Genomic DNA, 23,606 nt, shown 5'->3' with positions numbered 1-23,606 from the left:
CTGCTGGCGCTGGCCGGCTTCGCGGTACTGAGCGGGGCGTTGCTGCTCGCGCTGGGGGTTTCGGTGGGGCTGGTGCTGCTGCTGGTGGCGATCAGCCCGCTGCTGCTGCTGAAGCTGTTCAAGGTCGTGTGGATACCGGTCGCCTTCGGCTGGATGCTGCTGCGCAGCCTGTGGATCCGCTTCGAGGCGCCCTGGGGCTATCGGCTGGACAAGCACGAGGCCCCCGCCCTGCAGGCCGAAGTGGAGCGGCTGCGCCGCCAGACCGGCGCGCCGCGGCTGCACGGCATCATCATCAACCGCGAGCTCAATGCCGCCGCCGCCACCGTGCCGCGCGCGCTGGGCCTGTTCGGCCATCGCCATTACCTGGTGCTGGGCCTGCCGCTGATGCAGGCGCTGGATCCGCAGCAGTTCGCTTCGGTCATCGCCCATGAGTTCGGGCACTTCGGCGGCGGCCATGGCCGTTTCGGCGGCTGGGTGTACCGCGTGCGGGCCAGCTGGGACCGCGTGCTGGCCCAGCTGCAGGCGCGCCGCTCCTGGACCAGCGGCGCGTTCGTGCGCTTCTTCCGCTGGTATGCGCCGTATTTCAACGCGTACAGCTTCGTGCTGGCGCGCAACCAGGAATACGAAGCCGACGCGATGGCCGCCCGCGTGGCCGGTGCGCGCGTGGCCGGCGAGGCGCTGATCCGGGTGAACCTGGGCAGCGAGCGCCTTTCGCAGGATTTCTGGCCGGGCCTGCAGCGCCGCGATGCGGTCGAGGCGGCCCCGCCGATGCTGATGTACCGCGACATGGCCGACAGCCTGCGCCAGCCGCACGAGGACGACGCGCGCCGCCTGCAGCGCATGCTGGCCCGCCCGGCGGGCCATGACGATACCCATCCGACGCTGGCCCAGCGCCTGTCGGCGCTGGCGGTGGCGCCGGCGCTGGTGCCGCCGCCCGCGCGCAGCTTCGCCGAGGCCTACCTGGGCGAGCTGCTGCCGCGGCTGGAGCAAGATTTCAGCGAGCAGTGGCGGCGCCAGGTCGAGCTGGACTGGCGCGAGAGCCATCGCCTGCACGCCGTCGATACGAAGCGCCTGGCCGAACTGGAGGCGATGGAGGTCCGCGACGCGCAGGCCACCGTCGAGCACGCCCGGCTGAGCGAGGCGCTGGTGCCCGGCGTGGATGCGCTGGCGCTGTACCGCCAGGCCCTGGCGCAGGCGCCCGCCGATCCCTTCGTGCATTACCGCCTCGGCGTGTTGATGCTGGAGGCCGGCAACGCCGCCGGCGTGGCCCACCTGCGCCGGGCGATCAGCCTGGATGCACAGTGCCGCGAATCCGCCCTGCAGCATCTGTCCTGGTATTACCGCGAGCGCGGCGATGCGGCCGGCCAGGACGAGATCGCCATGGAATGGCAGCAGATGCAGGACGCGCGCCTGCGCGGCCACCACGCGCGCAACGAGCTGGGCGCCAAGGACGCCTTCCTCGCCCACGACCTGGACGCGGACACGCTGGCCGAGCTGCGTGGCGTGCTCGATGTCCAGGGCAGCGTTTCGCAGGCGTGGCTGGCGCGCAAGGCGCTGCCCGGCGACGACGGCGGGGTTCCGCACTACGTGCTGCTGGTGGCCTGGCGCGGGATGTTCTACAGCGAGGACGCCCGGCTGAAGAAGCTGGTGGACGCGATCGAGCTGCCGGGCACGTTCATCGTGTTCGCCGGCAGCCGCCAGTACCGCGCGGTGGCGCGGCGCCTGCGCAAGGCGGTGGGGGACCCCGTTTACCGCAAGTAGCCATGGGAGGTGGGTAGAATGCGCGTCCCCTGCGCCTGCCCACCGGAAACGCCCATGACCTGGTCCATCGACCAAGCCCGCAAGACCTATTCGATCCCGCACTGGGCCGATGGGTATTTCGACGTCGACGCGGCCGGGCACGTGGTGGTCAGGCCGACGGGCGCCGAGGGCCCGGCGGTGTCGTTGCCGGAAGTGGTCGATGCGGCGCGCGCCTCCGGCGCCAAGCTGCCGCTGCTGGTGCGTTTCCCCGACATCCTCGGCCAGCGCCTGGGCAAGCTGCAGACGGCCTTCGGCCAGGCCCAGGCCGACTGGGACTACGCCGGCGGCTACACCGCCGTGTATCCGATCAAGGTGAACCAGCATCGCGGCGTGGCCGGGACGCTGGCCTCGCACCATGGCGAGGGCTTCGGCCTGGAAGCGGGCAGCAAGCCGGAACTGATGGCCGTACTGGCGCTCTCGCGCCCGGGCGGGCTGATCGTGTGCAACGGCTACAAGGACCGCGAATACATCCGCCTGGCGCTGATCGGCCGCAAGCTCGGCCTGCAGACCTTCATCGTCATCGAGAAGCCCTCCGAGCTGAAGCTGGTGCTGGAGGAAGCGCGCCGTCTGGACGTGAAGCCGGGCCTGGGCGTACGCATGCGCCTGGCCTCGCTGGGCGCCGGCAAGTGGCAGAACAGCGGCGGCGACAAGGCCAAGTTCGGCCTCTCGCCGCGCCAGGTGCTGGACCTGTGGAAGTCGTTGCGCGACACCGAGTACGCCGACTGCCTGAACCTGCTGCACTTCCACATGGGTTCGCAGATTTCCAACGTGCGCGACATCGCCAACGGCATGCGCGAGGCGACCCGCTACTTCGTCGAACTTTCGCGCCTCGGCGCGAAGATCAGCCATGTCGACGTCGGCGGCGGCCTGGGCATCGACTACGAAGGCACCCGTTCGCGCAGCTACTGCTCGATCAACTACGGCCTGCATTCGTACGCCAGCAACATCGTCCAGCCGCTGGCCAGTGCCTGCGAGGAACACGGGCTGCCGCAGCCGCGCATCGTCACCGAATGCGGCCGCGCGATGACCGCCCACCATGCGGTGCTGATCGCCAACGTCTCGGAAGTGGAGCAGGCGCCGGAAGGCCGCGTGCCCGACGCGCATGACGACGAGCCGCCGGCGATCCGCCACCTGCGCGAGATCCACGAGGAACTGGACGTGCGCCCGGCGGTGGAGCTGTTCCAGGAAGCCCAGCATTTCCATGCCGAAGGCCTGGCCGCGTACGCGCTGGGGCAGATCGACCTGGTGCACCGCGCGCGCATCGACGACCTGTTCTACGCCATCGCCCACGGCGTGCGCGCGCGCCTGAGCTTCGACGAGAAGAGCCACCGCCCGCTGCTGGATGAGCTCAACGAGCGGCTGGTGGACAAGTACTTCGTCAACTTCAGCGTGTTCGAGTCGATCCCCGACGTGTGGGCCATCGACCAGGTGTTCCCGATCGTGCCGATCGAGCGCCTGGACGAAGCACCGGCGCGCCGCGGCGTGGTCTGCGACATGACCTGCGACTCGGACGGCATGGTCAAGACCTACGTCGAGAACGAGAGCCTGGATACCTCGCTGCCGTTGCATGCGCTGCGGCCGGGCGAGTCGTACCGCATCGGCTTCTTCCTGGTCGGTGCGTACCAGGAGATCCTCGGCGACATCCACAACCTGTTCGGCGACACCGACGCGGTCGAAGTGGCCGTGGAAGGCAGCGGCTACCGCATCGCCCAGCAGCGCCGCGGCGATACCACCGACGTGATGCTGGACTACGTCGGTTACCGCCTGGACGACCTGCGGGCCGCCTATGCCGGCCGCATCGCGGATGCGCAGCTGCCGGCCGCGCAGGCGCAGGCACTGGCCGATGCGCTGGAAGCCGGCCTGACCGGCTACACCTACCTCTCGGACGAACCGCTGGCCTGAGCCCGCCCCCGCGGCGCGCGCCCGCGGGGCAGCGCCGCCACCTGCGTGGCCACCGCCTCGCGGACCAGCGTGGCCAGGGCGTCGACCGCCGGTGAATCGCTGGCGCGATGCAGGTGCAGCGCCACCGTGGGCATCGCGGGCAGGCCGTGGACCTGCGGGTCGAGCACGCGCAGGCCGCGCGGCAGGCACAGCGGCGTGCGCAGGGTGATGCCCAGTCCAGCTTCGACCGCCGCCCACACGCCGGCGAGGCTGGCGCTGCTGAAGGCCACGCGCCACGCCACGCCGGCCGCGTCCAGCGCCGCGATGGCCGCGCTGCGCATCGGGCAGGGCGCATCGAGCATGGCCAGGGGTAGCGGCGCCGCTGGCGTGCCGGCCAGCGCGCCGCCCACGACGGGGCCTATCCAGCACAGCGGCACCTCGGCCAGCGTCTGTGGCGACAGCGAGGCAGGCAGGGCCGGCCCGGCCCAGGCCAAGGCCAAGGCGAGATCGAACTGGCCAGCCGCCAGCCCTTCCACCAGCGCCGCGCCACGCGCGATCTGCGCCTCCACCTGCAGGCGCGGGTGCGCGCGTCCGAAACGTCCCAGCACCGCCGGCAGCAGCTGTTCGCCGAATTCCGCCTGCAGCCCGAGGCGCACTTCGCCCTGCCAGTGCGCGCCGTCGAGCGCGGCGACTGCCTCATCGTTCAGGGCCAACAGGCGGCGCGCATAGCCGTGCAGTACTTCGCCGGTCGGCGTGAGCGCCAGGCCGCGGCCGTGGCGCACCAGCAGCGGGGCGCCAGCCTGCTGTTCGAGCTTCTTCAGCTGCGCGCTGACCGCCGAGGTCGAACGATGCAGCTGCACCGCGGCGCGGGCGAAGCTGCCCAGCGCGATGCCGGTGGTGAAGCTGCGCAGGGCGTCCAGGTCGAGGTGCAGGGTACGCATCGAATGTCCCGGTTTGATGGACGGATGGTGCTGGATTATCCGATTTACCGGACGGTTCGCCAGTCCCAGGATGGAGTCCCACCTACCCCGGGAGTGCCCCATGCCCCTCGTCCAGATCGACCTGCGTACCACCCCGCCCGAACGCATCGCCGCCATCCGCGACGGCGTCTATGCCGCCCTGCGCGCCAGCTTCGAGGTGCCGGAGAACGACCGCTTCATCGTGGTCAACCAGCACGAGGCGCACGAGTTCGACTACGACCCCGGCTATCTCGGCATCGACCGCAGCGACGCGCTCGTCTTCATCCGCATCCACTGCACCGCCTCGCGCGGCGTGACGCAGAAGAAGGCGCTGTACCGCGATATCGTCGAGCGCCTGGGACGCGCGCCCGGCCTGCGTCCGGAGGATGTCTTCATCCACCTGGTCGAAGGCCCGCGCGAGAACTGGTCCTTCGGGCGCGGCGAGATGCAGTACGCCTGAGCCCGGCCTCGGCCGGGTAGGCAAGCCCCGGCCGATGCGCGACCATGCCCGGGTCCGCCACGCGCGAGGACCTGCGGCATGCTGGAACTGCTCAAGGCGGTGACGACCGGGCTGGCGATGTTGCTGCCCATCGCCAACCCGCTGACCACCGTGGCGCTGCTGCTCGGCCTGTCCGCCGGCATGACGGCGGAGGAACGCAACCGGCAGGCGCTGCTGGCCTGCTGCTATGTCTTCGCGATCATGTGTGTGGCCTTCTACGCCGGGCAGGCGGTGATGGAGGTCTTCGGCATCTCGATCTCGGCCCTGCGCATCGCCGGCGGGATGATCGTGGCCTTCATCGGCTTCCGCATGCTGTTCCCGAGCGAGAAGCCGGAGGAGGCGCCGGAGGTGGAGAGCCGCGCCGAGGAACTGCGCCAGCATCGCAAGTCGGATATCGCCTTCATCCCGCTGGCCATGCCCAGCACCGCTGGGCCGGGCACCATCGCGCTGATCATCAGCACCGCGGCGGCGATGAAGGACGAACAGCCCTTCACGCCCTGGGTGATGTGGACCGCGCCGGTGCTCACCTTCTTCCTGCTGTGCGTGATCCTGCTGCTGTGCCTGCGCAGCGCCGGCGGGATCATCCGGCTGATCGGGCAGAGTGGCGTGGATGCGTTCGCGCGCCTGATGGGCTTCCTGCTGGTGTGCCTGGGCATGCAGTTCCTGATCAACGGCGTGCTCGACATCGTGAAGGATTTCCCGCTGGTGAACTGATCGCGCGCGGCGGGGCGTGGCTACAATCGCGCTTCCTCCCTTGCTGCCTCGACCATGCGTCTGCCCGGCCTGGACCTGTTGCGCGCCATCGCCATCGTGTGGGTGATGTTGTTCCATTCCTTCGTGGTCGGCGGGCTGGGGCCGGACTGGTCATGGCTCTCGCGCTACGGCTGGATGGGCGTGGACCTGTTCTTCGTGCTCAGCGGCTTCCTGATCGGCAGCCAGGTGCTGCAGCCGCTGGCGGCCGGCGGCCGGCTGGATTTTCGCGATTTCTACCTGCGCCGCGCGTTTCGCATCCTGCCCGCGTTCGTGGTGGTGCTGGCGCTGTATGTGTTCGTGCCGGCCTTCCGCGAGGCGCCAGGGCTGGAGCCGGCGTGGATGTTCCTCACCTTCACGGTGAACCTGCTGATCGACTACGGCGCGAACTCGGCGTTCTCGCACGCGTGGTCGCTATGCGTGGAGGAACATTTCTATCTGGTGTTCCCGCTGCTGGCGGTGTGGCTGGCGCGGCGGCCTTCGGCCTGGCGCCTGTGGCTGCTGGCCGCGGTGATCGTGTTCGGCGGCATCGCGCTGCGCGCGGGCATCTGGTGGCACGACCACGCGCTCGACCCGGAGATGCAGCTGCGCAACTGGTTCGTCGAAGACCTGTATTTCCCGACCTGGAACCGCCTCGACGGCCTGCTCTGCGGCGTGCTGCTGGCGACCTGGCGCACCTGGCGGCCCGCGTCGTGGGAACGCGCGCAGCGGCACGCCAATGTCGCGCTGCTGGCCGGCCTGGCGGTGATGGCGCTGGCGCTGTGGCTGTTCCGCGACCGCGTGGGCCTGCTCGGCAATTCGCTCGGCTGGCCGGTGTTGTCGCTGGGCATGGGGTTGCTGGTGTTCGCCGGCGCCGCGCCGGGCAGCTGGATCGGCCGCCGCGCGCTGCCGTTCGCCGGCTGGCTGGCGGCGGTGTCCTACAGCCTCTACCTGGTGCACAAGGCCATGTACCACCTCGTGCAGGCCGCCTGGGGCGACTGGCTCGCCGGCCGCGGGTTCGTCGCCTTCGCCATCTACGGCGCCGCCGCGCTGCTGGCGGCGGCCGTGCTGCATTACCTCGTCGAACGGCCGGGCCTGCGCCTGCGCCATCGCTGGCAGGCGCGCCGGCAGGCCGCGGCGTCGGCCGCGGCCTGAGCGGGGTCAGGACTCGCGCGCAACCTGGAAGCCGGCGAAGGACTGCGTCACCGGCATGATCTCCAGCCGGTTGATGTTCAAGTGCGGCGGCAGCGTGGCGACGTAGTAGATCGACTCGGCGATGTCCTCGGCGGTCATCGGGTTCGCGCCGGTGTACAGCTTGTCCGAAGCGCCCTGGTCGCCATGCGTGCGCACCAGGGTGAACTCGGTTTCGGCCATGCCCGGCTCGATCGAGGTCACGCGCACGCCGGTGCCGTGCAGGTCCGAACGCAGCCCCAGCGAGAACTGGCTGACGAACGCCTTGGTGCCGCCGTAGGTATTGCCGCCCGGGTAGGGATAGGTGGCCGCCACCGAGCTGATGTTGATGATCGCGCCCTTGCGCGCGATCAGGCCCGGCAGCAGGCGGTGGGTGAGGTTCACCAGCGCGGTGACGTTGGTGTCGATCATCGTGTGCCAGTCCTGCAGCGAGGCCGACTGCGCCGGCGCGGTGCCCTGCGCGAGGCCGGCGTTGTTCACCAGCAGGTCGATGTCGGCGAAAGCCGGCGGCAACGCGGCCAGCGCGGCCTCCATCGCGCCGGCATCGCGCACGTCGAACACGGCGGCATGCACGCGCTCGGCACCGAATTCCTGCACCAGCGGCTGCAGGCGCTCGGCACGGCGGCCGGTGACGATCACGCGCCAGCCGGCGCCGAGGAACCGGCGCGCGGCGGCCAGGCCGAAGCCGGAAGTGGCGCCGGTGATGAGGGCGGTCTGGGTCATGGCAACTCCAAGGGGAAGCGACGGGGAATTTTCGCATCCGGCACCGGCGCGCGGAGGCATGGACGGCGCAACGACGCGGGCTGGCGATGGGACAACGAAAAAGCCCGGCACAAGGCCGGGCTTTCAGGAGGGCGGCGGATTACTGCGCCTTGATCGCGATCGCGGGCAAACCGCTGCCGCTGAGCTTCTGCTTGGCCTCGGCCAACTCGCTGGCGGTGCCGTACGGTCCCATGCGCACGCGGTAGACCGTCTTGCCGCCGATCTGCGCCGATTCCACGCGCGCGGCCAGGCCGAGCATGGCCAGCTTGGCCTTGGTCGATTCCGCATCGCCCGAGGCGCCGAACGAACCGGCCTGCAGGATGTAGCGCACGTTGTCGCTGGTGGCCGGCGTGGTGGTGGCCGGTGCCGGTGTCGTCGTGGCAACGGTGGCCGCCGGCGTGACCGGCGTGACCGGCGTGGCGGCGGGCGTCGCGCGTGCCGGAGCTGCTTCGGCGACCGGCTTGGGCGCGGGCGCCTCGCTGATCGGCGCGGGCTGGCTCGGCGTGGCCGCATCGGGATTGTTCGTGGCCGCGACGCTGGCCGGGGCCGGCGGCACCGGCTTGCCTTCCAGCGCGGCCCGCGCGCGCGCCGCTTCTTCGGCGCGCGCACTGGCGGCCAGCTCGGCGTCGGACATCTGCACTTCCTTGCCCGGGAGCAGGGTGTAGAAGTCGTACTGCGTCTGCGCGGCGGCGTCGGCCTTGTCGCCGGGCTTGGCGCCCGCCGGCTTCGGCAGTTCGGCCGGGCTGTCGACGTCGGCATCGGCCACCGGCGCCGGCTGTGCATCCGGGTTGGGATGCGGGCCCACGCGCAGGAAGCCGTCGCCGTCCTTCTTGAACAGGCCAGGCGCTGCCAGGAACACCACCGCGGCGATCGCCGCGCCGGCCACCAGCCAGACCCAACCGGGCGTGCCGTTGCCGCTGTTGCGTTTTGCCTGGCTCTTACCGCGACGTGCTGCCATCTACCGCTTCTCCGTTGGACTGCCTGAACCTTGCGGTTCCTTACATTTTTTCCGGCGCGCCGACGCCGAGGATTTCCAGGCCGTTGGCCAGCACCTGGCGCGCGGCCTGCGCCAACGCCAGCTTGGCGTCGCGCTCGGCTGCATCGTCCACCAGCACCGGCGTCCCGTGATACCACGTGTGGAAGGCGTGCGCCAATTCACGCAGGTACTGCGCGATCTGGTGCGGCTCCAGCGCCTCGCCGGCCGCCTCGACCACTTCCGGATAGCGGGAAATCTCGATCATCAGCCACAACGAGGTGTCATCGCCCAGCAGGCCCAGCTGGGCGCTGCCCTTGGCCAGGTCGTGCGACAAGCCCTTCTCCTGCGCCTGGCGCAGCAGGCTGCACACGCGGGCGTGGGCATACTGCACGTAGAACACCGGGTTGTCATTGCTCTGCTGGCGTGCGAGATCGATGTCGAAGGTCAGCTGCGAATCGGGCTTGCGCGCGATCAGGAACCAGCGCGTGGCGTCGCGGCCCACTTCGTCGATCAGGTCGCGCAGGGTGAGGTAGCTGCCCGCGCGCTTGGAGAGCTTCACTTCCTCGCCGCCGCGCATCACCGTCACCATCTGGTGCAGCACGTATTCCGGCCAGCCCTTCGGGATGCCCAGGTCCATCGCCTGCAGGCCGGCGCGCACGCGCGCCAGCGAGCCGTGGTGGTCGGCGCCCAGTTCGGTGATCGCGCGCTCGTAGCCGCGCTGCCACTTGGTGAGGTGGTAGGCCACGTCCGGCACGAAATAGGTGTAGGTGCCGTCGGACTTGCGCATCACGCGGTCCTTGTCGTCACCGAAGTCGCTGGACTTCAGCCACAGCGCGCCGCCTTCCTCGTAGGTGTGGCCGGAGGCGATGAGCTTGTTCACCGCTTCCTCGACCTTGCCGTCACGGTACAGCGAGCTTTCCAGGAAGTAGATGTCGAAGTCGACGCCGAACGCGGCCAGGTCGTGGTTCTGCTCGTTGCGCAGGTAGGCCACGGCGAAGTGGCGGATCGCATCGAGATCCTGCGGATCCTTCGCGCCGGTGACCAGGTGGCCTTCCAGGTTGACCGTTTCGCCGGCCAGGTAGGCCTTGGCGACATCGAGGATGTAATCGCCGCGGTAGCCTTCCTGCGGCCAGCCTTCGCTGTCCGGCGACTGGCCGAGCGCGCGCGCCTGCACCGAGCGGGCGAGGTTCTCGATCTGCACGCCGGCATCGTTGTAGTAGAACTCGCGCTTGACGTTCCAGCCGTTGGCATCGAGCAGGCGCGCCAGGCTGTCGCCGATGGCGGCGGCGCGGCCATGGCCGACGTGCAACGGGCCGGTGGGGTTGGCCGAGACGTATTCCACGCCCACGCTGTGGCCGTCGCCAGACAGGCTGCGGCCGTAGTCGTGGCCCTGCTTGAGCACGCTGGCCGCTTCGCGCTGGTACGCGGTGGGGGCCAGGTGGAAATTGATGAAGCCGGGGCCTGCGATCTCCACGCGCGCCACGTCGGTGCTGGCCGGCAGCGCCTCCACGAGTGCCTGCGCCAGTGCGCGCGGATTGGTGCGCGCGGCCTTGGCCAGCAGCATGGCGGCATTGGTGGCGAAATCGCCGTGCTCGCGGGTCTTCGGGCGTTCGACCACGAAGTCCGGCGGCAGGGTGTCGGCCGGCAGGGTGCCGTTGGCGCGCAAGGCTTCGATGCCTTGACCGATCAGGGCGCGGAGTTGGGGTTTCACGGAGGATTCTGCTGGAGCGAGAAAGGCGGCGATTTTAACCGACCGGACGGTCGCGGACGCGGGGGCCGTTCAGCTGGTGCCCGCGTCGACGCCGGCCGGCGCGTTCAGAGCCAGCCGCGGGCGGCGAACGAGACCGGGTCGCCCTCGCCGATGACCAGGTGGTCCAGCAGGCGGATATCGACCAGGCCCAGCGCCTGGTGCAGCCGCTGGGTCAGGCTGCGGTCCGCGGCCGAGGGCTCCGGATCCCCGGAGGGGTGGTTGTGCCCCACGATGACCGCCGCGGCGTTGTGCACCAGCGCCCGGCGCAGGACTTCGCGCGGATGCACCTGGGCCTGGTTGATGGTGCCGCTGAACAGCTCTTCGAATGCGAGCGCGCGATGGCGGGTGTCCAGGAACAACGCCGCGAAGATTTCCTGCTTGCGCGGCCGCAGGCGCGCGGTGAAGTAGTTTCCCGCCGCCTGGGCGTTGGTCAGCGCGCTGCCGCGCTCCAGCTCCGCCTTCACGTGCCGGCGGCTGAGCTCCAGCGCCGCCGACAGCCGGCAGGCCCGGGCCGGCCCCAGGCCGGGGAGCCGGACCAGGTCGCCCGGCTCGCGATCCAGCAGGCCGCGCAGCTCGCCGGCCTCGGCCAGCAGCTCCCGCGAGGTTTTGACGGCGTCCTGCCCACGCGTGCCGGAACCGAGGAAAATCGACAGCAGCTCGGCGTTGGAGAGCTGCGCCGCCCCGTGGCTGAGCAGCTTCTCGCGTGGACGTTCGGCGACGGGCCAATCCTTTATGTGCATATGGCTAGGATGCATGGCCGCTCCGGGCCCCGATGTCGGAGCCGTAACGACCTTCGGTTAATCTAATTCTCCTTGTATGTGTAGGAATTTTCTTACGTGACTGCGAAACCCGAGCCCGGCCCGCTGCAGGGGCAACGTGTGCTGCTGTGCGTGGGCGGCGGCATCGCTGCCTACAAATCGCTGGAGCTGGTACGGCGCCTGCGGGACGCGGGCGCGGACGTGCAGGTCGCGATGACGGCCGGCGCGCAGCAGTTCGTCACCCCGCTCAGCTTCCAGGCCCTCTCCGGCCACCCCACCCGCACCACGCTGTGGGACAGCGCCGCCGAGCAGGCCATGGGCCATATCGAGCTGGCGCGCTGGGCCGACCGGGTCGTGGTGGCCCCGGCCACCGCCGACCTCATCGCGCACCTGGCGCACGGCTTTGCCGATGACCTGGTGACCACGCTGTGCCTGGCCACCACCGCGCCGGTGACCGTGGCCCCGGCGATGAACCACCGCATGTGGCTGCACCCGGCCACGCAGGCCAACGTCGCCACGCTGGCGACGCGCGGCGTGCGTGTCATCGGGCCCGCCGACGGTCCGCTGGCCGAGGGCGAGTCCGGCCCCGGTCGCCTGGTCGAGCCGCACGAGCTGGTCGCCGCGCTGGCCGAGCGGGACGCGACCGCGCCGGCCGCGGTCGCCGCCGATGAACGCCTGCGCGGGCTGCGCTTCGTCATCAGCGCCGGCCCCACCTACGAGGACCTGGACCCGGTGCGCTACGTCGGCAACCGCAGCAGCGGCAAGATGGGTTTCGCCCTGGCCGCCGCGGCCGCCCGCCATGGCGCCGACGTCACGCTGGTCGCAGGCCCCGTGCAGCTGGCCACGCCGCCCGGCGTGCAGCGCGTGGACGTGCGCTCGGCCGCGCAGATGCGCGACGCCGTGCTCGGCGCGATGCCGGCCGACATCTACATCGGCGCGGCGGCGGTCTCCGACTACACCCCGCGCCGCGCGGTGCCGCAGAAGATCAAGAAGACCGGCGAGACGCTCACCCTGGAACTGGTGCGCACGCCCGACATCCTGGCCGAGGTCGCCGCGCAGACCGGCGCGCTGAAGCTGGTGGTCGGCTTCGCCGCCGAAACCCACGACGTGGAGAAGTACGCGCGTGGCAAGCTCACCGCCAAGCGGCTGGACCTGATCATCGCCAACCAGGTCGGCATCAGCGGCGGCGGCTTCGAGAGCGATGACAACGCCGCCACCGCCTACTGGCAGGGCGGCGAGCGTGCATTTCCCAGCAGCAGCAAGGCCGAACTGGCCGAGCGGCTGCTCGACCTGGTTTCGGAGAGACTGACCGCATGAGCGTGAGCGACCACACCCTGCAGCTGAAGCTGCTCGACCCGCGTTTCGGCGATGAATGGCCGCTGCCGGCCTACGCCACGGCCTCCAGCGCCGGCATGGACCTGCGCGCGGCCATCGAGGCGCCGATGACGCTGGAACCGGGCGATGCGGTGCTGCTGCCCAGCGGCATCGCCATCCACATCGAGGACCCGGGCCTGTGCGCCGTGGTGCTGCCGCGCTCCGGCCTCGGCCACCGGCACGGCATCGTGCTCGGCAACGGCACCGGGCTGATCGACGCCGACTACCAGGGCCCGCTGCTGATCAGCGTGTGGAACCGGGGCCGGGAGCCCTTCACGATCGCCCCGGGGGACCGGATCGCGCAGTTGGTGTTGCTGCCGATCGTGCGCGCGACGTTGCAGGTGGTGGATACTTTCGTCGACAGTGCACGGGGTACGGGTGGATTCGGCCACACCGGCGTGCGCTGACAGGGGGCTGTCGAGATGAGCGGGACGAACGAAGGCGGGCAGGTCGTGTCCAGCCTGCGCAGGAGCGCGCCGTTGCTGGCCGTGCTGGCGCTGGTGCTGGCGGCATGGTTCGGCTGGAACGGATATGCGCAGTGGCGGCATGACCAGGCCGTCGCGACGGTAGAGCGTGCCCGCGACGCCGCGCAGGGCGAAGTGGCCCGCGCGCTGGCCGCGCAGGGCAGCCAGTACGACAAGCTGCTGCAGGACCCGCAGGTCGTGGCGGCTTTGGCCGGGGGCGATGCCACCGCCGCGGCCACCGTGATCCGCGAACACTTCAAGGGCGCCGAGGACGTGCAGGTGTGGCCGGCCAACCTGGCCGAGGCCTATGCCGACAGCGCCAAGTTCGGCTATTCGCGCCTGGCGCTGCTGGAAGCCGCGCTGCAGAACGAGAAGGCCCAGGTCCGCATCGTGCGCGACGACGGCCAGCCGCGCCTGGGCGTGGCCGCGCGCGTGCAGTTGGGCGACGCCGCGGCGGTGACGCTGGTGCGCCTGCCGCTGCTGCGCCTGACTGGCGCCTTCGATGCGCTCGACGTACCGGCCAATGGCTACCTGGCCCTGCGCCAGGGCGTGTTCAACGTGGTGCAGAAGGGCAATGCCGGGCTGGCGGGTTCGGCCGAGGCGATGTCGCGCCCGGTGGGCAAGGACGGCATGCGCCTGGCCGCCGCGGTGGAGGAAGTCGACAGCGGCCCGCTGGGCCTGGGGGCCATTCCCTGCATCATCGTGGCCGCGTTGCTGGTGGGCCTGGCCGTGCTGGCGCTGCTGGCGGCCCGGGGTCGCGTCCGCCTGCCTTCGCGCCGCCCGGTTGCCGAGGACGCCGCCGGCGATGCACCGACGCTGGGCGAAAGCCTGCGCCGCGAGGCCGAGGCCGCCGCGCTGGCCGCCGCCGCCAACCCGGCGGACGAAGAGGGCGCCGCGCCCGCGCGCCGACCGGCTGGGGTCACCGTGGTGCCGGACATCTTCCGCGCCTATGACATCCGCGGCGTGGTCGGCAAGGAACTCAACCCCGGCGTGGCCGAGCAGATCGGCCAGGCCATCGGCAGCGTGATGCAGGCCCAGGGCCTGCGCGACGTGGTGGTGGGCCGCGACGGCCGCCTGTCCGGGCCGGAGCTGTCGGCCGGCCTGATCGAAGGCCTGCGCCGCGCCGGCTGCCAGGTCATCGACATCGGCCTGGCGCCGACGCCGGTGGTCTACTTCGCCGCCTACCACCTGCGCGCAGGCAGTTGCGTGGCGGTGACTGGCAGCCACAACCCGCCGGACTACAACGGCTTCAAGATCGTGGTGGGCGGGGAGACCCTGGCCGGCGATGCGATCACCGACCTGTACCGCCGCATCAGCGAGGGCCGCCTGCACACCGCCGCCGAGCCCGGTTCGCTCAGCCAGCAGGACGTCAGCGAGGACTACATCCAGCGCATCGCCGACGACGTGCAGCTGGATCGCCCGCTCAAGGTGGTCGCCGACGCCGGCAACGGCGTGGCCGGCGACATCGCCCCGCGCCTGCTGGAGGCGATCGGCGCGGAGGTCATCCCGCTGTACTGCGACGTGGACGGCACCTTCCCCAACCACCACCCCGACCCGAGCGAGCCGCACAACCTCGAGGACCTGGTGCAGATGGTCCAGCGCTTCGACGCGGACATCGGCCTGGCCTTCGACGGCGACGCCGACCGCCTGGGCGTGGTGACCCGCGAAGGCAAGGTGGTGTTCCCCGACCGCCTGCTGATGCTGTTCGCCGCCGACGTGCTGCAGCGCAATCCGGGCGCGCTGATCATCTACGACGTGAAGTGCACCGGGAAGCTGCAGGATTTCGTCCTGCGCCACGGTGGCAGCCCGATGATGTGGAAGACCGGGCATTCGCTGATCAAGTCGAAGATGCGCGAGACCGATGCCGAGCTGGCCGGCGAGATGAGCGGCCACTTCTTCTTCAAGGAGCGCTGGTATGGCTTCGACGACGGCCTGTATGCCGCCGCGCGCCTGCTCGAAGTGCTGGCGCAGCGCGAGGAGACGCCCTCCGAAGTGCTCGCCGAGCTGCCCGACAGCGTGTCCACGCCGGAGATCAAGCTGGCCGTGGACGGCTCGCCGCACGAACTGGTGGCGCGCTTCGTGGCCGCCGTGCAGGCGCAGGGCGAGGGCTCGCCGTTCGAAGGCGCGCGCATCGCCACCATCGACGGCCTGCGCGCCGACTTCAACGATGGCTGGGGCCTGCTGCGCGCCTCCAACACCACCCCGGTGCTGGTGCTGCGTTTCGAGGCGGAGAACGAGGCGGCGCTGGCCCGCATCCGCGCGCTGTTCAAGGCGCAGCTGGCCGAGCTGTTGCCGGGCAAGGACATCGCGCTGTAACCGCGCGATGGCCGTGGATGCGAAAAGGGCGGCCCATGGCCGCCCTTTTCCTTTGCCCCACCGCCGGGATCAGGCCCCGGCCGGGGCGCGCATGGCGCGGTAACGCTGCAGGATCTGTTCGATCTCCCCATCCAGCTCCACCCGCTGGCGCTCGAAGCTGGCCTGCAGGCGCTGCTGCCAGATCAACTCGTTGTGGCGCTTCTGGATGTCGCCGGCCAGCTTGTCGGGCACCTTCTGCCCGGCCAGCTCGCGGTTGCCGGCATCGCGCAGCAGGCTGATCAGGCCCTCGCGCAGGCTGGTGACGTTGTAGCGCGCGGTCTGCACGTTGTTGTCGATCAGCGCGGTGCGCTCGGCGAACACCCGGCGCAGGTCGTCTTCGCTCTGGAAGGTGGTCAGCAGGGCCTGGTCGGTGCGCTTGCGGGTCGCCTCGGCGGCCAGGTCGGCCTGCTGCTGGGCGGCCGCCGCGGCGGCCACCGCACGCTCGTCGGCATTGAGGGCGCGGTCGATCTCGGCGCTGCGCATGCCGTTGCTGGCATTGATCTCGTCGCGCGCCTGGTTCACCGCTTCGGACGGCAGGGTGTCGCTGCAGGTGCGCTGGCCGTTCTGGTCCCAGCAATAGAGCTTCTTCGGCGTGGCCGGCGTGTTGGACTTCTTCTTCGCCGGCTGCGCGGCCTGCGCATGCCACGACAGCACGGCAAGCGCGGCGATGCCCAGCATCGCTTTCCTGGTGTTCGGCATCATGGCAGCCCCCTGACTGTCCTCAGCCCGATATGTCGGTACCGTAGCGGGCGCGGTAGGCCAGCAACGGTGCGCGGAAGCCCACAAGTTCCGGGTTTCCATCGGCAAATGCAAGCAGGTCGCCCAGGTTGGCCACGGCCACCACCGGGATGCCGGCCTCGGCCGCCACGGCCTGCGCGGCGGAGCGGCGGTCCTGCTCGGAGGCGATCTCCTGGCGGTCCAGCGCCACGACGATCGCCGCCGGCGTGCCGCCGGCCTGGCGGATGATGCCCAGCGCCTCGCGGATGGCGGTGCCGGCGGTGATCACGTCGTCCACGATCAGCACCTTGCGGCCGGCCAGCGGGGCGCCGATCAGCGTGCCGCCCTCGCCGTGATCCTTGGCTTCCTTGCGGTTGAAGGCCAGCGGCAGGTCGCGGCCACGGCGGGCGAACTCGCACGCCAGCGCGGTGGCCAGCGGGATGCCCTTGTAGGCCGGGCCGAACACCAGGTCGAAATCCAGCCCGGCGTCCTCGATGGCATCGGCGTAGCACGCGGCCAGGGCGGCGGTGCGCGCGCCGGTGTCGAAACGGCCGGCATTGAAGAAGTACGGGCTCAGGCGGCCGGACTTGAGAGTGAACTCGCCGAAGCGCAGGGCGTCGGCACCCAGGGCCAGGTCGAGGAAGCGTTGCCGGTGGTCTTTCATCGGGCTCGGAACACGAAAGCGGGGACGCAGAGGATAGCGGCTCCGGCGCCGGCTCGGGGTCGAGGGTGGCTTGGGGTACGCTTTAGCGGTTTCCCGCACCCGGCACCCCATGCGCATCATCAGCTTCAACGCCAACGGCCTGCGATCGGCCGCCTCCAAGGGCTTCTTCGACTGGTTCTCCGCGCAGGAGGCCGACGTGCTCTGCGTCCAGGAGACCAAGGCCCAGGAACACCAGCTCGCCGGCCCGGAATTCCTGCCGGCCGGCTACCGCGCCTGGTTCCGCGACGCCACCACCAAGAAGGGCTACAGCGGCGTGGCGATCTACAGCCGCCGCGAGCCGGACGAGATCCGCACCGCGCTGGGCTGGGCCGAGTTCGACGAGGAAGGCCGCTACATCGAGGCGCGCTACGGCAACCTGAGCGTGGTGTCGTTCTATATCCCGTCCGGCTCTTCGGGCGAGCTGCGCCAGGATTTCAAGTTCAAGGTGATGGAATGGCTGCGCCCGACCCTGGCGCAGTGGCTGGCCAGCGACCGCGAGTACGTGCTGTGCGGTGACTGGAACATCGTGCGCTCGGCGCTGGACATCAAGAACTGGAAGTCCAACCAGAAGAATTCCGGCTGCCTGCCGCCCGAACGCGACTGGCTCAACGGCCTGTGCGCCGACCTGGCGGACGACGCCGACCGCGGCCAGGGCCGGGGCTGGGTCGACGCCTACCGCGTGCTGCATCCGCAGGGCGAGGACTACACCTGGTGGAGCAACCGCGGCGCGGCGCGCGCCAACAATGTGGGGTGGCGCATCGACTACCAGTTCGCCACCCCGGGCCTGCGCGAGCGCCTGCGCGGGTGCTCGATCTACCGTGAGCAGCGCTTCTCCGACCACGCACCGTTCACCGTGGACTACGACCTGTGAGCCCCGCGCCCGCCGGCGCGCCGGTGTCCTACAAGGGCTGGGCCGGCATCCGCCGCGCCTTCGCCACGCCCTCGGCGGGTACCCTGGCGTTGCTCGGCTTCGGCAGCGGGTTGCCGTTCCTGCTGATCGCATCCCAGACCCTGTCCACGCGCCTGCGCGATGTCGGCATGGACCTGCACAGCATCGGGCTGATCAGCCTGGCGAGCTTCTTCTACCTGCTGAAGTTCCTGTGGGCGCCGCTGCTGGACCGCCATGCGTTCCCGCTGCTGGGCTTCATGGGCAGGCGGCGGTCGTGGCTGCTGCTTTCGCAGGTCGGCGTCACCGTGGCGTTGTTCGCGCTGGCGTTCTCGCGCCCGGAGCTGGGCGTGGCCGGGCTGGTGGGCTGGGTGCTGTTCGCCTCGTTCATGGGCGCCACGCAGGATTCGGTCGTCGACGCCTATCGCATCGAGATCGCCTCGGAGAGCGCGCAGGCCGCGCTGGCCGCCACCTATATCCTGGGTTACCGCATCGGCTTGATCGTCGGCGGCGCCGGCGCGTTGTACCTGGCGCAGTTCAGCGACTGGCGATGGGCGTACATGGCGATGTCGGGGCTGATGCTGCTGCCGATCCTGGCCACGCTGGTGTGCCGTGAGCCGGCGATCCCGCAAGCCACGGTGGAACGCCGTATCGATTTCGTCGGCGCGTTCTGGCAACCCATCAGCAGCTTCTTCACCCACAACGGCCCGGCCGTGGCGCTGGCGTTGTTGCTGTTCGTCGGCTTCTTCAAGTTTCCCGACCAGGTGATCGGGGTGATGGCCGGCCCGTTCTACCTCGATTCGGGCTTCACCAAGGCCGATATCGCCACCGTCTCCAAGCTGTTCGGCGTGTGGATGGGCGTGGTCGGCGCGTTTGCCGGCGGCGCGGCGGTGGCGGCGTTCGGCTTCCGGCGCATGCTGCTGGTGGCTTCGCTCGGCGTGGCGCTGTCCAACCTGGCGTTCCTGCTGATGGCCCAGCACCCGGGCCAGCTGTGGACATTCTATGCGGCGCTGTCGGCCGACAACCTGTTCCAGGGCTTCGCCGGCGTGGTGCTGGTGGCCTTCATGTCCTCGCTGACCGACCGCAACTTCACCGCGACCCAGTACGGCCTGCTCGTTTCACTGGCGAACCTGCCGGGCAAGTTCGTGGGCGGGGTGTCGGGTTATATCGTCGAGGCGAGCTCGTACTCGACCTTCTTCATCCTCAGTGCCCTGACCGTCATCCCGACGCTGCTGCTGCTGGCCTGGCTGTGGCGGCGGATCGTCGACCCGGTGGCGCCGCCGGCCGCCCCGCCGGCGGATTGAAAGCTGGCACGGCTTTGTCGATGATGCGCCCCGGGGGATCCTCGAGTACGCGTGTTGGGGAGTGAGATGACCGATCTGGTTCTGCGCGACATCGATCCGATGCTGGTCGACCGTATCCGCCGTATTTCGGTGGCGCGCGGCTGGACGCAGCACCAGACGGTGACCAACTTGATCGAGCAGGGGCTGTTCGCCTGCGAGCACGAGGTCCACGGCGGCTTCGAGCATCCGGAGGTGGATGCCCTGTCCGACGCGATCGCCGCGCTCAAATTGCTGCCGACTGGCGGCAGCTTCTGAGGCTTCAGGCGGGGTGGATCGCCCCGAGGATGCGCGGCCCGCGCGCCCCACTGACGGAAGGCAGGTTGCCGGGGCGGCCCGAGAGCGTCTGCGCCGCGAGCCAGGCAAAACCCATCGCTTCCATGTAGTCCGGGTCCAGGCCATGGGCCTGGCTGGATACCACGCCCACGCCGGGTAGGCGCGCCGCCAACGCGGCCATCAGCACCGGGTTGCGCACGCCGCCGCCGCAGACCAATACGCGCGCCGTGCCCGGCTGGTGGGCGAGCAGCGCCTGGGCCACCGTCTCCACGGTCAGCGCCAGCAAGGTGGCCTGCAGGTCCGCCGCCGAAGCGCCCGCCGCCGCCGGCGCGGCCAAGGCCCAGTCCAGGTGGAACTGCTCGCGCCCGGTGCTCTTGGGCGGCGGCAGGGCGAACCACGGCTCGGCGAGCCACTGCGCCAGCAGCGCGGGCAGCACCCGCCCGCTGGCCGCGAACGCGCCATCGGCATCGAACGGTTGCCCCGTGTGGCGCTGGCACCAGCTGTCCATCAGGGCGTTCGCCGGGCCGGTATCGAAACCCAGCAGGTGGCCGGCGCGCGGAATCAGCGTCAGGTTGCCGATGCCGCCGAGGTTGAGCACCGCGCGGTCTTCCTCGGCGCTGCCCAGCATCGCGACATGGAAGGCCGGCATGAGCGGCGCGCCCTGGCCACCGGCGGCGATGTCGCGGCGGCGGAAATCGGCCACGGTGGTGATGCCGGTGAGCTCGGCGATGCGATGGGCATCGCCCATCTGCCAGGTGAAGGCGGGGCTGGCCTGGGGGCGATGGCGGACGGTCTGCCCGTGCGAGCCGATCGCGCGAACCTGCGCGGCGGCCAGGCCATGCTGCTGGAGCAGCGCGTTGGCCGCTTCGGCGAAGGCGATGCCCACGCGCGCGTCCAAGTCGCCGAGCACGTCCAGCGAGCCGGCGCCGCCGCCTTCGCCCAGCGCCACGAGGGCGGCGCGCAGCGACGGCTCCCAGGGGTGTGTGTGCCCGCCCAGCAGCTGGCAGCGCACGCCGTCGGCGGGGTGCTCGGGAAAGGCGACCAGGGCGGCGTCGATGCCGTCGGCGCTGGTGCCGGACATCAGGCCGATATAGAGGGGAGTGCCGTCGGGAAGCGCCGCCATGCGGGTCTCGGTTTCAGGAAGCGGATAAAGATACGGCGCCCGGGAAGGGCGCCGTCAATGCATGCCACGGAAAGGCGCGGGCTCAGCCCTTGCCCTTGCCTTTGCCCTGCGCGGGCTTGGTGTCGGCGTCGGCGTAGATGAGCTTCTCCATGCCCTCGATGCGGGCCATGGCCGGCGCGGTCTGCGCGCGGAAGGCGACCAGTTCGGCGCCGCCCAGCGGGGTCGGCGGCGGCATGGTGACCGAGGCCGGGTTGCGCTGCTGGCCGTTGACGCGGAATTCGTAGTGCAGGTGCGGGCCGGTCGCCAGGCCGGTCATGCCGACGTAGCCAATCACCGTGCCCTGGCTGATGCGCTGGCCGGCGCGCACCTTGCCGAAGCGCGACATGTGGCCGTACAGCGTGGAGTAGCCCTTGCCGTGGTCGAGGATGATCACGTTGCCGTAGCCGCGCTGGGTGCCCACGAACTTCACCTGCGCATCGCCGGCGGCCATGATCGGGGTGCCGGTCGGGGCGGCGTAGTCGATGCCCTTGTGGCCGCGGATCGTGCCTAGGACCGGGTGCTTGCGCATGCCGAACGTCGAGCTGATGCGGGTGTAGGTGACCGGCATGCGGATGAAGCTCTTCTTCAGCGGGCGGCCGGTGATGTCGAAGTACTCGGCCGGCTTGCCACCGCGTTCGAAGCGGAAGCCGGTGTAGGTCTTGCCGCCGGTGGTGAAGGTCGCCGCCAGGATCTTGCTGGTGTCGATGCGTTCGCCTTCGCGCCAGGTTTCGTCCATGACCACGCTGAAGCGGTCGCCGGGCTGGAGGTCTTTGTCGAAGTCGATGTCGTACTTGAAGATGTCGTCGGTCATCGTCGCCACGGCCGAGGCCGGCAGGCCCGCCTTGCGGGCTGCGGCGTACAGCGAGCTGGTAATCTCGCCGCTGGTGACCACGGTGCGCACGGTGGTGGCGCGCTCGGTGACCTTCTCGCGGACGGTATCGCCATTGAGCAGCAGCTCGACGCGGTGGCTGCCGTCGCGGTCGAAGCGCAGGGCGCGCAGCTCGCCCGGCTGGGCCATGTCGAACGCCAGCTCGGCGCCGGGGCGCAGGCGGGTCAGCACTTCACGCGTACCGGGGTGGTCGAGCACCCGCGCCAGGGTCGCGCTGGGGATGCCCAGGTCGTCGAACACGCCGCTCAGGGTCTGGCCCGGCTTGATGCGCGTCAGCTCCCAGTTGCTGCCCGGGACCGCCTGCGCGTTGCCGGCCGGCAGGGGCGGCAGCGGCAGGGCGAGGGTGGAATGGGTGACCAGCGGCGCGTCGATCGCGTTGGAGAAGCCCGGCACGATGGTCGCCAGCAGCGCGCCGATCGTGGTGAACAGCGTGGCGTGCATCCAGTGGCGGCGCGTCCAGCGCTGGTTGAAAGCGGCGGGAAGATGCTGCTTTAGCCTTTGGTGCAAGGCCGAGTCGTGTTGAACGTGGAGTCGTTCCTGGAAGCGCTGGCGGCGCGCACGGCCCTGCTCGGAATGCTGCATCTATCGGTTCCTCGGTGGCTCTGAACACGAGCGCAAACGCCGGTACCATAGACACCCCTCAAAGCCGCGTCAAACCATTGAGCCTGTTCATGTTTTCGCTTGGCGCGGCATTAACTCGCGTTTAACATCGTTCACGTTCTTGACGGCTGTCCTGCCCGCTGGAGTTCCCGCTTTGTCCTCGATTGCTGAATCGCTCGCCCTGATCGGCCGTGGTGCCGACGAGATCCTCAAGTCCGAAGAGCTGGAGTCCCGCCTCAAGGCCGGGCGCCCGCTGCGGATCAAGGCCGGCTTCGACCCCACCGCCCCCGATCTCCACCTGGGCCATACGGTGCTGCTCAACAAGATGCGGCAGTTCCAGGACCTCGGGCACCAGGTGATTTTCCTGATCGGCGACTTCACCGGGATGATCGGCGACCCGACCGGCAAGAACGTCACCCGCAAGCCGCTGACCCGCGAAGGCGTGCTGGCCAACGCGCGTACGTATGAGGAGCAGGTGTTCAAGGTGCTGGACCGCGAGCGTACCGAAGTGCGCTTCAACTCCGAGTGGTTCGGGCAGATGGCCGCGGCCGACATGATCCGCCTGGCTGGCCAGCACACCGTGGCCCGCATGCTGGAGCGCGATGACTTCGCCAAGCGTTATGCCGCGCAGCAGTCCATCGCCATCCACGAGTTCCTTTATCCGTTGGTGCAGGGCTATGACTCGGTGGCGCTGAAGTGCGACGTCGAGCTGGGCGGCACCGACCAGAAGTTCAACCTGCTGATGGGCCGTGGCCTGCAGGAGCATTACGGCCAGCCGCCGCAGATCGTGCTGACCATGCCGCTGCTCGAGGGCCTGGACGGCGTCAACAAGATGTCCAAGTCGCTGGGCAACTACATCGGCATCAGCGAGCCGGCCATCGACATCGTCACCAAGACCATGAAGATCGGCGACGAGCTGATGTGGCGCTGGATCGAGCTGCTTTCTTTCGATATCGGCGTGGACGAGGCGCTTGCGCTGCGCGGGCAGGTCGAAGGTGGGCAGTTGAATCCGCGAGAAGTGAAGCTGCGCCTGGCACGCGAACTGGCCACCCGCTTCCATGATGCCGCCGCCGCCGAGCAGGCCATTGCCGGTTGGCATGCGGTGGTGACCGGGCAAGGCGACACCAGCCTGTTGCCTTTGCAGGAAGTGAGCGTGCCGGCGGAAGGCCTGCGTATCGCCGCGTTGCTGACGGCAGCCGGGCTGACGCCCAGCAACTCGGAAGCCATGCGCAAGCTCAAGGAGCGTGCCGTGCGTGTGTCCGGAGAGGTGGTCGAGGACCCGCAGCTGCAGCTGGCGCCGGGATTCGAGGGCGTCATCCAGATCGGCAAGCGGAACTTCGCGCGCGTACTGCTTGTAGCGGGCTGAGGCGCGTCTTCGGCGGCAGCGTAAAAAAATTTTCACAAACCCCTTCCCAAAGGCTGAGGGAAAGGACATACTTTCCCTCCCCCGTCACGAGGGTCTCGCCGAAAGGCAAGGCGATCAGACGGAGGGTCAGCCTCCAGCTTCACACGGGGTTGACGAAACGAAAAAGTCC

General features: G+C 69.9%; 21 protein-coding genes. 12 read left to right on the top strand and 9 right to left on the bottom strand.

Annotated features, from left to right (window positions below; all coding sequences use genetic code 11):
• Together ARC20_RS15750 and speA are read left to right on the top strand one after the other, a co-directional pair.
• Positions 1 to 1,761: M48 family metallopeptidase (locus ARC20_RS15750; RefSeq protein ID WP_057648838.1), on the top strand; the 1,761-nt coding region annotated here is incomplete at its 5' end.
• A 54-nt stretch (positions 1,762 to 1,815) separates the two neighbouring features.
• On the top strand, positions 1,816 to 3,702 hold the full coding sequence (speA, locus tag ARC20_RS15745) for an arginine decarboxylase (protein WP_057648836.1): 1,887 nt from the start codon (positions 1,816 to 1,818) through the stop codon (positions 3,700 to 3,702).
• Here speA and ARC20_RS15740 read toward each other — a convergent pair.
• Positions 3,675 to 4,622 (bottom strand): LysR substrate-binding domain-containing protein, encoded by a 948-nt coding sequence (locus ARC20_RS15740; RefSeq protein ID WP_057648834.1) that lies wholly within the window; start codon positions 4,620 to 4,622, stop codon positions 3,675 to 3,677. The two genes, speA and ARC20_RS15740, sit on opposite strands and share 28 nt — an antisense overlap.
• A gap of 100 nt (positions 4,623 to 4,722) precedes the next feature.
• Between ARC20_RS15740 and ARC20_RS15735 the strand changes: the two genes are divergently transcribed.
• The 3 genes from ARC20_RS15735 (at position 4,723) to ARC20_RS15725 (ending at position 7,023) form a co-directional block, all read left to right on the top strand.
• Positions 4,723 to 5,100, top strand: coding sequence for a tautomerase family protein (locus ARC20_RS15735; protein WP_057648832.1), 378 nt, complete (start codon positions 4,723 to 4,725; stop codon positions 5,098 to 5,100).
• A 78-nt stretch (positions 5,101 to 5,178) separates the two neighbouring features.
• Positions 5,179 to 5,853 (top strand): MarC family NAAT transporter, encoded by a 675-nt coding sequence (locus ARC20_RS15730; RefSeq protein WP_057648830.1) that lies wholly within the window; start codon positions 5,179 to 5,181, stop codon positions 5,851 to 5,853.
• A gap of 54 nt (positions 5,854 to 5,907) precedes the next feature.
• Entirely contained in the window at positions 5,908 to 7,023 is a 1,116-nt protein-coding gene (locus tag ARC20_RS15725; protein WP_057648826.1) for an acyltransferase family protein, read from the top strand.
• A 6-nt stretch (positions 7,024 to 7,029) separates the two neighbouring features.
• On the opposite strand, the gene ARC20_RS15720 is transcribed toward ARC20_RS15725, so the two are convergent.
• The 4 genes from ARC20_RS15720 to radC all read right to left on the bottom strand — a co-directional run bounded on the left by ARC20_RS15720 (position 7,030) and on the right by radC (position 11,287).
• The gene (locus tag ARC20_RS15720; RefSeq protein WP_057648824.1) at positions 7,030 to 7,782 is read right to left on the bottom strand and encodes an SDR family NAD(P)-dependent oxidoreductase; all 753 of its coding nucleotides are present in this window, start codon (positions 7,780 to 7,782) and stop codon (positions 7,030 to 7,032) included.
• 139 nt (positions 7,783 to 7,921) lie between these two features.
• On the bottom strand, positions 7,922 to 8,779 hold the full coding sequence (locus ARC20_RS15715; RefSeq protein WP_057648821.1) for an SPOR domain-containing protein: 858 nt from the start codon (positions 8,777 to 8,779) through the stop codon (positions 7,922 to 7,924).
• 40 nt (positions 8,780 to 8,819) lie between these two features.
• Complete coding sequence (gene argS, locus ARC20_RS15710) at positions 8,820 to 10,508, bottom strand: arginine--tRNA ligase (RefSeq protein WP_057648819.1); 1,689 nt, start codon at positions 10,506 to 10,508, stop codon at positions 8,820 to 8,822.
• A 104-nt stretch (positions 10,509 to 10,612) separates the two neighbouring features.
• Positions 10,613 to 11,287, bottom strand: a complete 675-nt coding sequence (gene radC, locus ARC20_RS15705; RefSeq protein WP_057648817.1) for a RadC family protein — start codon at positions 11,285 to 11,287, stop codon at positions 10,613 to 10,615.
• A gap of 96 nt (positions 11,288 to 11,383) precedes the next feature.
• Here radC and coaBC point away from each other — a divergent pair, with 96 nt between their 5' ends.
• Genes coaBC through ARC20_RS15690 form a run of 3 tightly spaced genes read left to right on the top strand, consistent with a single transcriptional unit; the run spans position 11,384 to position 15,459 of the window.
• Complete coding sequence (coaBC, locus tag ARC20_RS15700) at positions 11,384 to 12,622, top strand: bifunctional phosphopantothenoylcysteine decarboxylase/phosphopantothenate--cysteine ligase CoaBC (protein WP_108143277.1); 1,239 nt, start codon at positions 11,384 to 11,386, stop codon at positions 12,620 to 12,622.
• The gene (gene dut / locus ARC20_RS15695) at positions 12,619 to 13,086 is read left to right on the top strand and encodes a dUTP diphosphatase (protein WP_057648814.1); all 468 of its coding nucleotides are present in this window, start codon (positions 12,619 to 12,621) and stop codon (positions 13,084 to 13,086) included. The genes coaBC and dut overlap by 4 nt, the downstream gene beginning before the upstream one ends.
• Before the next feature lie 15 nt (positions 13,087 to 13,101).
• Positions 13,102 to 15,459, top strand: coding sequence for a phosphomannomutase/phosphoglucomutase (locus ARC20_RS15690; protein WP_057648812.1), 2,358 nt, complete (start codon positions 13,102 to 13,104; stop codon positions 15,457 to 15,459).
• 69 nt (positions 15,460 to 15,528) lie between these two features.
• On the opposite strand, the gene ARC20_RS15685 is transcribed toward ARC20_RS15690, so the two are convergent.
• Positions 15,529 to 16,176, bottom strand: a complete 648-nt coding sequence (locus ARC20_RS15685) for a hypothetical protein (protein WP_057648810.1) — start codon at positions 16,174 to 16,176, stop codon at positions 15,529 to 15,531.
• 43 nt (positions 16,177 to 16,219) lie between these two features.
• A complete protein-coding gene (gene pyrE, locus ARC20_RS15680) occupies positions 16,220 to 16,879 on the bottom strand; it encodes an orotate phosphoribosyltransferase (protein WP_057648808.1) in 660 nt (219 codons plus the stop codon).
• A 109-nt stretch (positions 16,880 to 16,988) separates the two neighbouring features.
• On the opposite strand from pyrE, the gene ARC20_RS15675 reads away from it, so the two are divergent.
• The 3 genes from ARC20_RS15675 (at position 16,989) to ARC20_RS15665 (ending at position 19,402) form a co-directional block, all read left to right on the top strand.
• Positions 16,989 to 17,789 (top strand): exodeoxyribonuclease III, encoded by an 801-nt coding sequence (locus tag ARC20_RS15675; protein WP_057648806.1) that lies wholly within the window; start codon positions 16,989 to 16,991, stop codon positions 17,787 to 17,789.
• Positions 17,786 to 19,108, top strand: a complete 1,323-nt coding sequence (locus tag ARC20_RS15670; RefSeq protein WP_057648804.1) for an AmpG family muropeptide MFS transporter — start codon at positions 17,786 to 17,788, stop codon at positions 19,106 to 19,108. The genes ARC20_RS15675 and ARC20_RS15670 overlap by 4 nt, the downstream gene beginning before the upstream one ends.
• Before the next feature lie 66 nt (positions 19,109 to 19,174).
• Complete coding sequence (locus ARC20_RS15665) at positions 19,175 to 19,402, top strand: hypothetical protein (RefSeq protein ID WP_057648802.1); 228 nt, start codon at positions 19,175 to 19,177, stop codon at positions 19,400 to 19,402.
• Between the two features lie 4 nt (positions 19,403 to 19,406).
• Here the strand turns inward: ARC20_RS15665 and ARC20_RS15660 are convergent, their stop codons facing one another.
• On the bottom strand, positions 19,407 to 20,543 hold the full coding sequence (locus tag ARC20_RS15660) for an anhydro-N-acetylmuramic acid kinase (protein ID WP_057648800.1): 1,137 nt from the start codon (positions 20,541 to 20,543) through the stop codon (positions 19,407 to 19,409).
• An 82-nt stretch (positions 20,544 to 20,625) separates the two neighbouring features.
• Entirely contained in the window at positions 20,626 to 22,053 is a 1,428-nt protein-coding gene (locus ARC20_RS15655; RefSeq protein ID WP_057648798.1) for a M23 family metallopeptidase, read from the bottom strand.
• A gap of 172 nt (positions 22,054 to 22,225) precedes the next feature.
• Between ARC20_RS15655 and tyrS the strand changes: the two genes are divergently transcribed.
• Entirely contained in the window at positions 22,226 to 23,437 is a 1,212-nt protein-coding gene (gene tyrS, locus ARC20_RS15650; RefSeq protein ID WP_057648796.1) for a tyrosine--tRNA ligase, read from the top strand.
• Positions 23,438 to 23,606 lie beyond the last annotated feature (169 nt).

Source organism: Stenotrophomonas panacihumi (genome assembly GCF_001431645.1).
Classification (GTDB): domain Bacteria; phylum Pseudomonadota; class Gammaproteobacteria; order Xanthomonadales; family Xanthomonadaceae; genus Stenotrophomonas_A; species Stenotrophomonas_A panacihumi.
The sequence above is the reverse complement of the archived record's forward strand: the minus strand, read 5'-3'. Positions and strand labels throughout refer to the sequence as shown.

Excerpts from the sequence above, each read along its gene's own strand:
- ARC20_RS15735 (WP_057648832.1), top strand. The coding sequence starts at position 4,723 with ATGCCCCTCGTCCAGATCGACCTGCGTACCACCCCGCCCGAACGCATC.
- ARC20_RS15690 (WP_057648812.1), top strand. The coding sequence starts at position 13,102 with ATGAGCGGGACGAACGAAGGCGGGCAGGTCGTGTCCAGCCTGCGCAGG.
- ARC20_RS15675 (WP_057648806.1), top strand. The coding sequence starts at position 16,989 with ATGCGCATCATCAGCTTCAACGCCAACGGCCTGCGATCGGCCGCCTCC.
- speA (WP_057648836.1), top strand. The coding sequence starts at position 1,816 with ATGACCTGGTCCATCGACCAAGCCCGCAAGACCTATTCGATCCCGCAC.
- ARC20_RS15685 (WP_057648810.1), bottom strand. The coding sequence starts at position 16,176 with ATGCTGGGCATCGCCGCGCTTGCCGTGCTGTCGTGGCATGCGCAGGCC.
- ARC20_RS15740 (WP_057648834.1), bottom strand. The coding sequence starts at position 4,622 with ATGCGTACCCTGCACCTCGACCTGGACGCCCTGCGCAGCTTCACCACC.
- pyrE (WP_057648808.1), bottom strand. The coding sequence starts at position 16,879 with ATGAAAGACCACCGGCAACGCTTCCTCGACCTGGCCCTGGGTGCCGAC.
- ARC20_RS15655 (WP_057648798.1), bottom strand. The coding sequence starts at position 22,053 with ATGCAGCATTCCGAGCAGGGCCGTGCGCGCCGCCAGCGCTTCCAGGAA.
- ARC20_RS15715 (WP_057648821.1), bottom strand. The coding sequence starts at position 8,779 with ATGGCAGCACGTCGCGGTAAGAGCCAGGCAAAACGCAACAGCGGCAAC.
- dut (WP_057648814.1), top strand. The coding sequence starts at position 12,619 with ATGAGCGTGAGCGACCACACCCTGCAGCTGAAGCTGCTCGACCCGCGT.
- ARC20_RS15665 (WP_057648802.1), top strand. The coding sequence starts at position 19,175 with ATGACCGATCTGGTTCTGCGCGACATCGATCCGATGCTGGTCGACCGT.
- radC (WP_057648817.1), bottom strand. The coding sequence starts at position 11,287 with ATGCACATAAAGGATTGGCCCGTCGCCGAACGTCCACGCGAGAAGCTG.
- ARC20_RS15725 (WP_057648826.1), top strand. The coding sequence starts at position 5,908 with ATGCGTCTGCCCGGCCTGGACCTGTTGCGCGCCATCGCCATCGTGTGG.
- ARC20_RS15660 (WP_057648800.1), bottom strand. The coding sequence starts at position 20,543 with ATGGCGGCGCTTCCCGACGGCACTCCCCTCTATATCGGCCTGATGTCC.
- ARC20_RS15730 (WP_057648830.1), top strand. The coding sequence starts at position 5,179 with ATGCTGGAACTGCTCAAGGCGGTGACGACCGGGCTGGCGATGTTGCTG.
- ARC20_RS15720 (WP_057648824.1), bottom strand. The coding sequence starts at position 7,782 with ATGACCCAGACCGCCCTCATCACCGGCGCCACTTCCGGCTTCGGCCTG.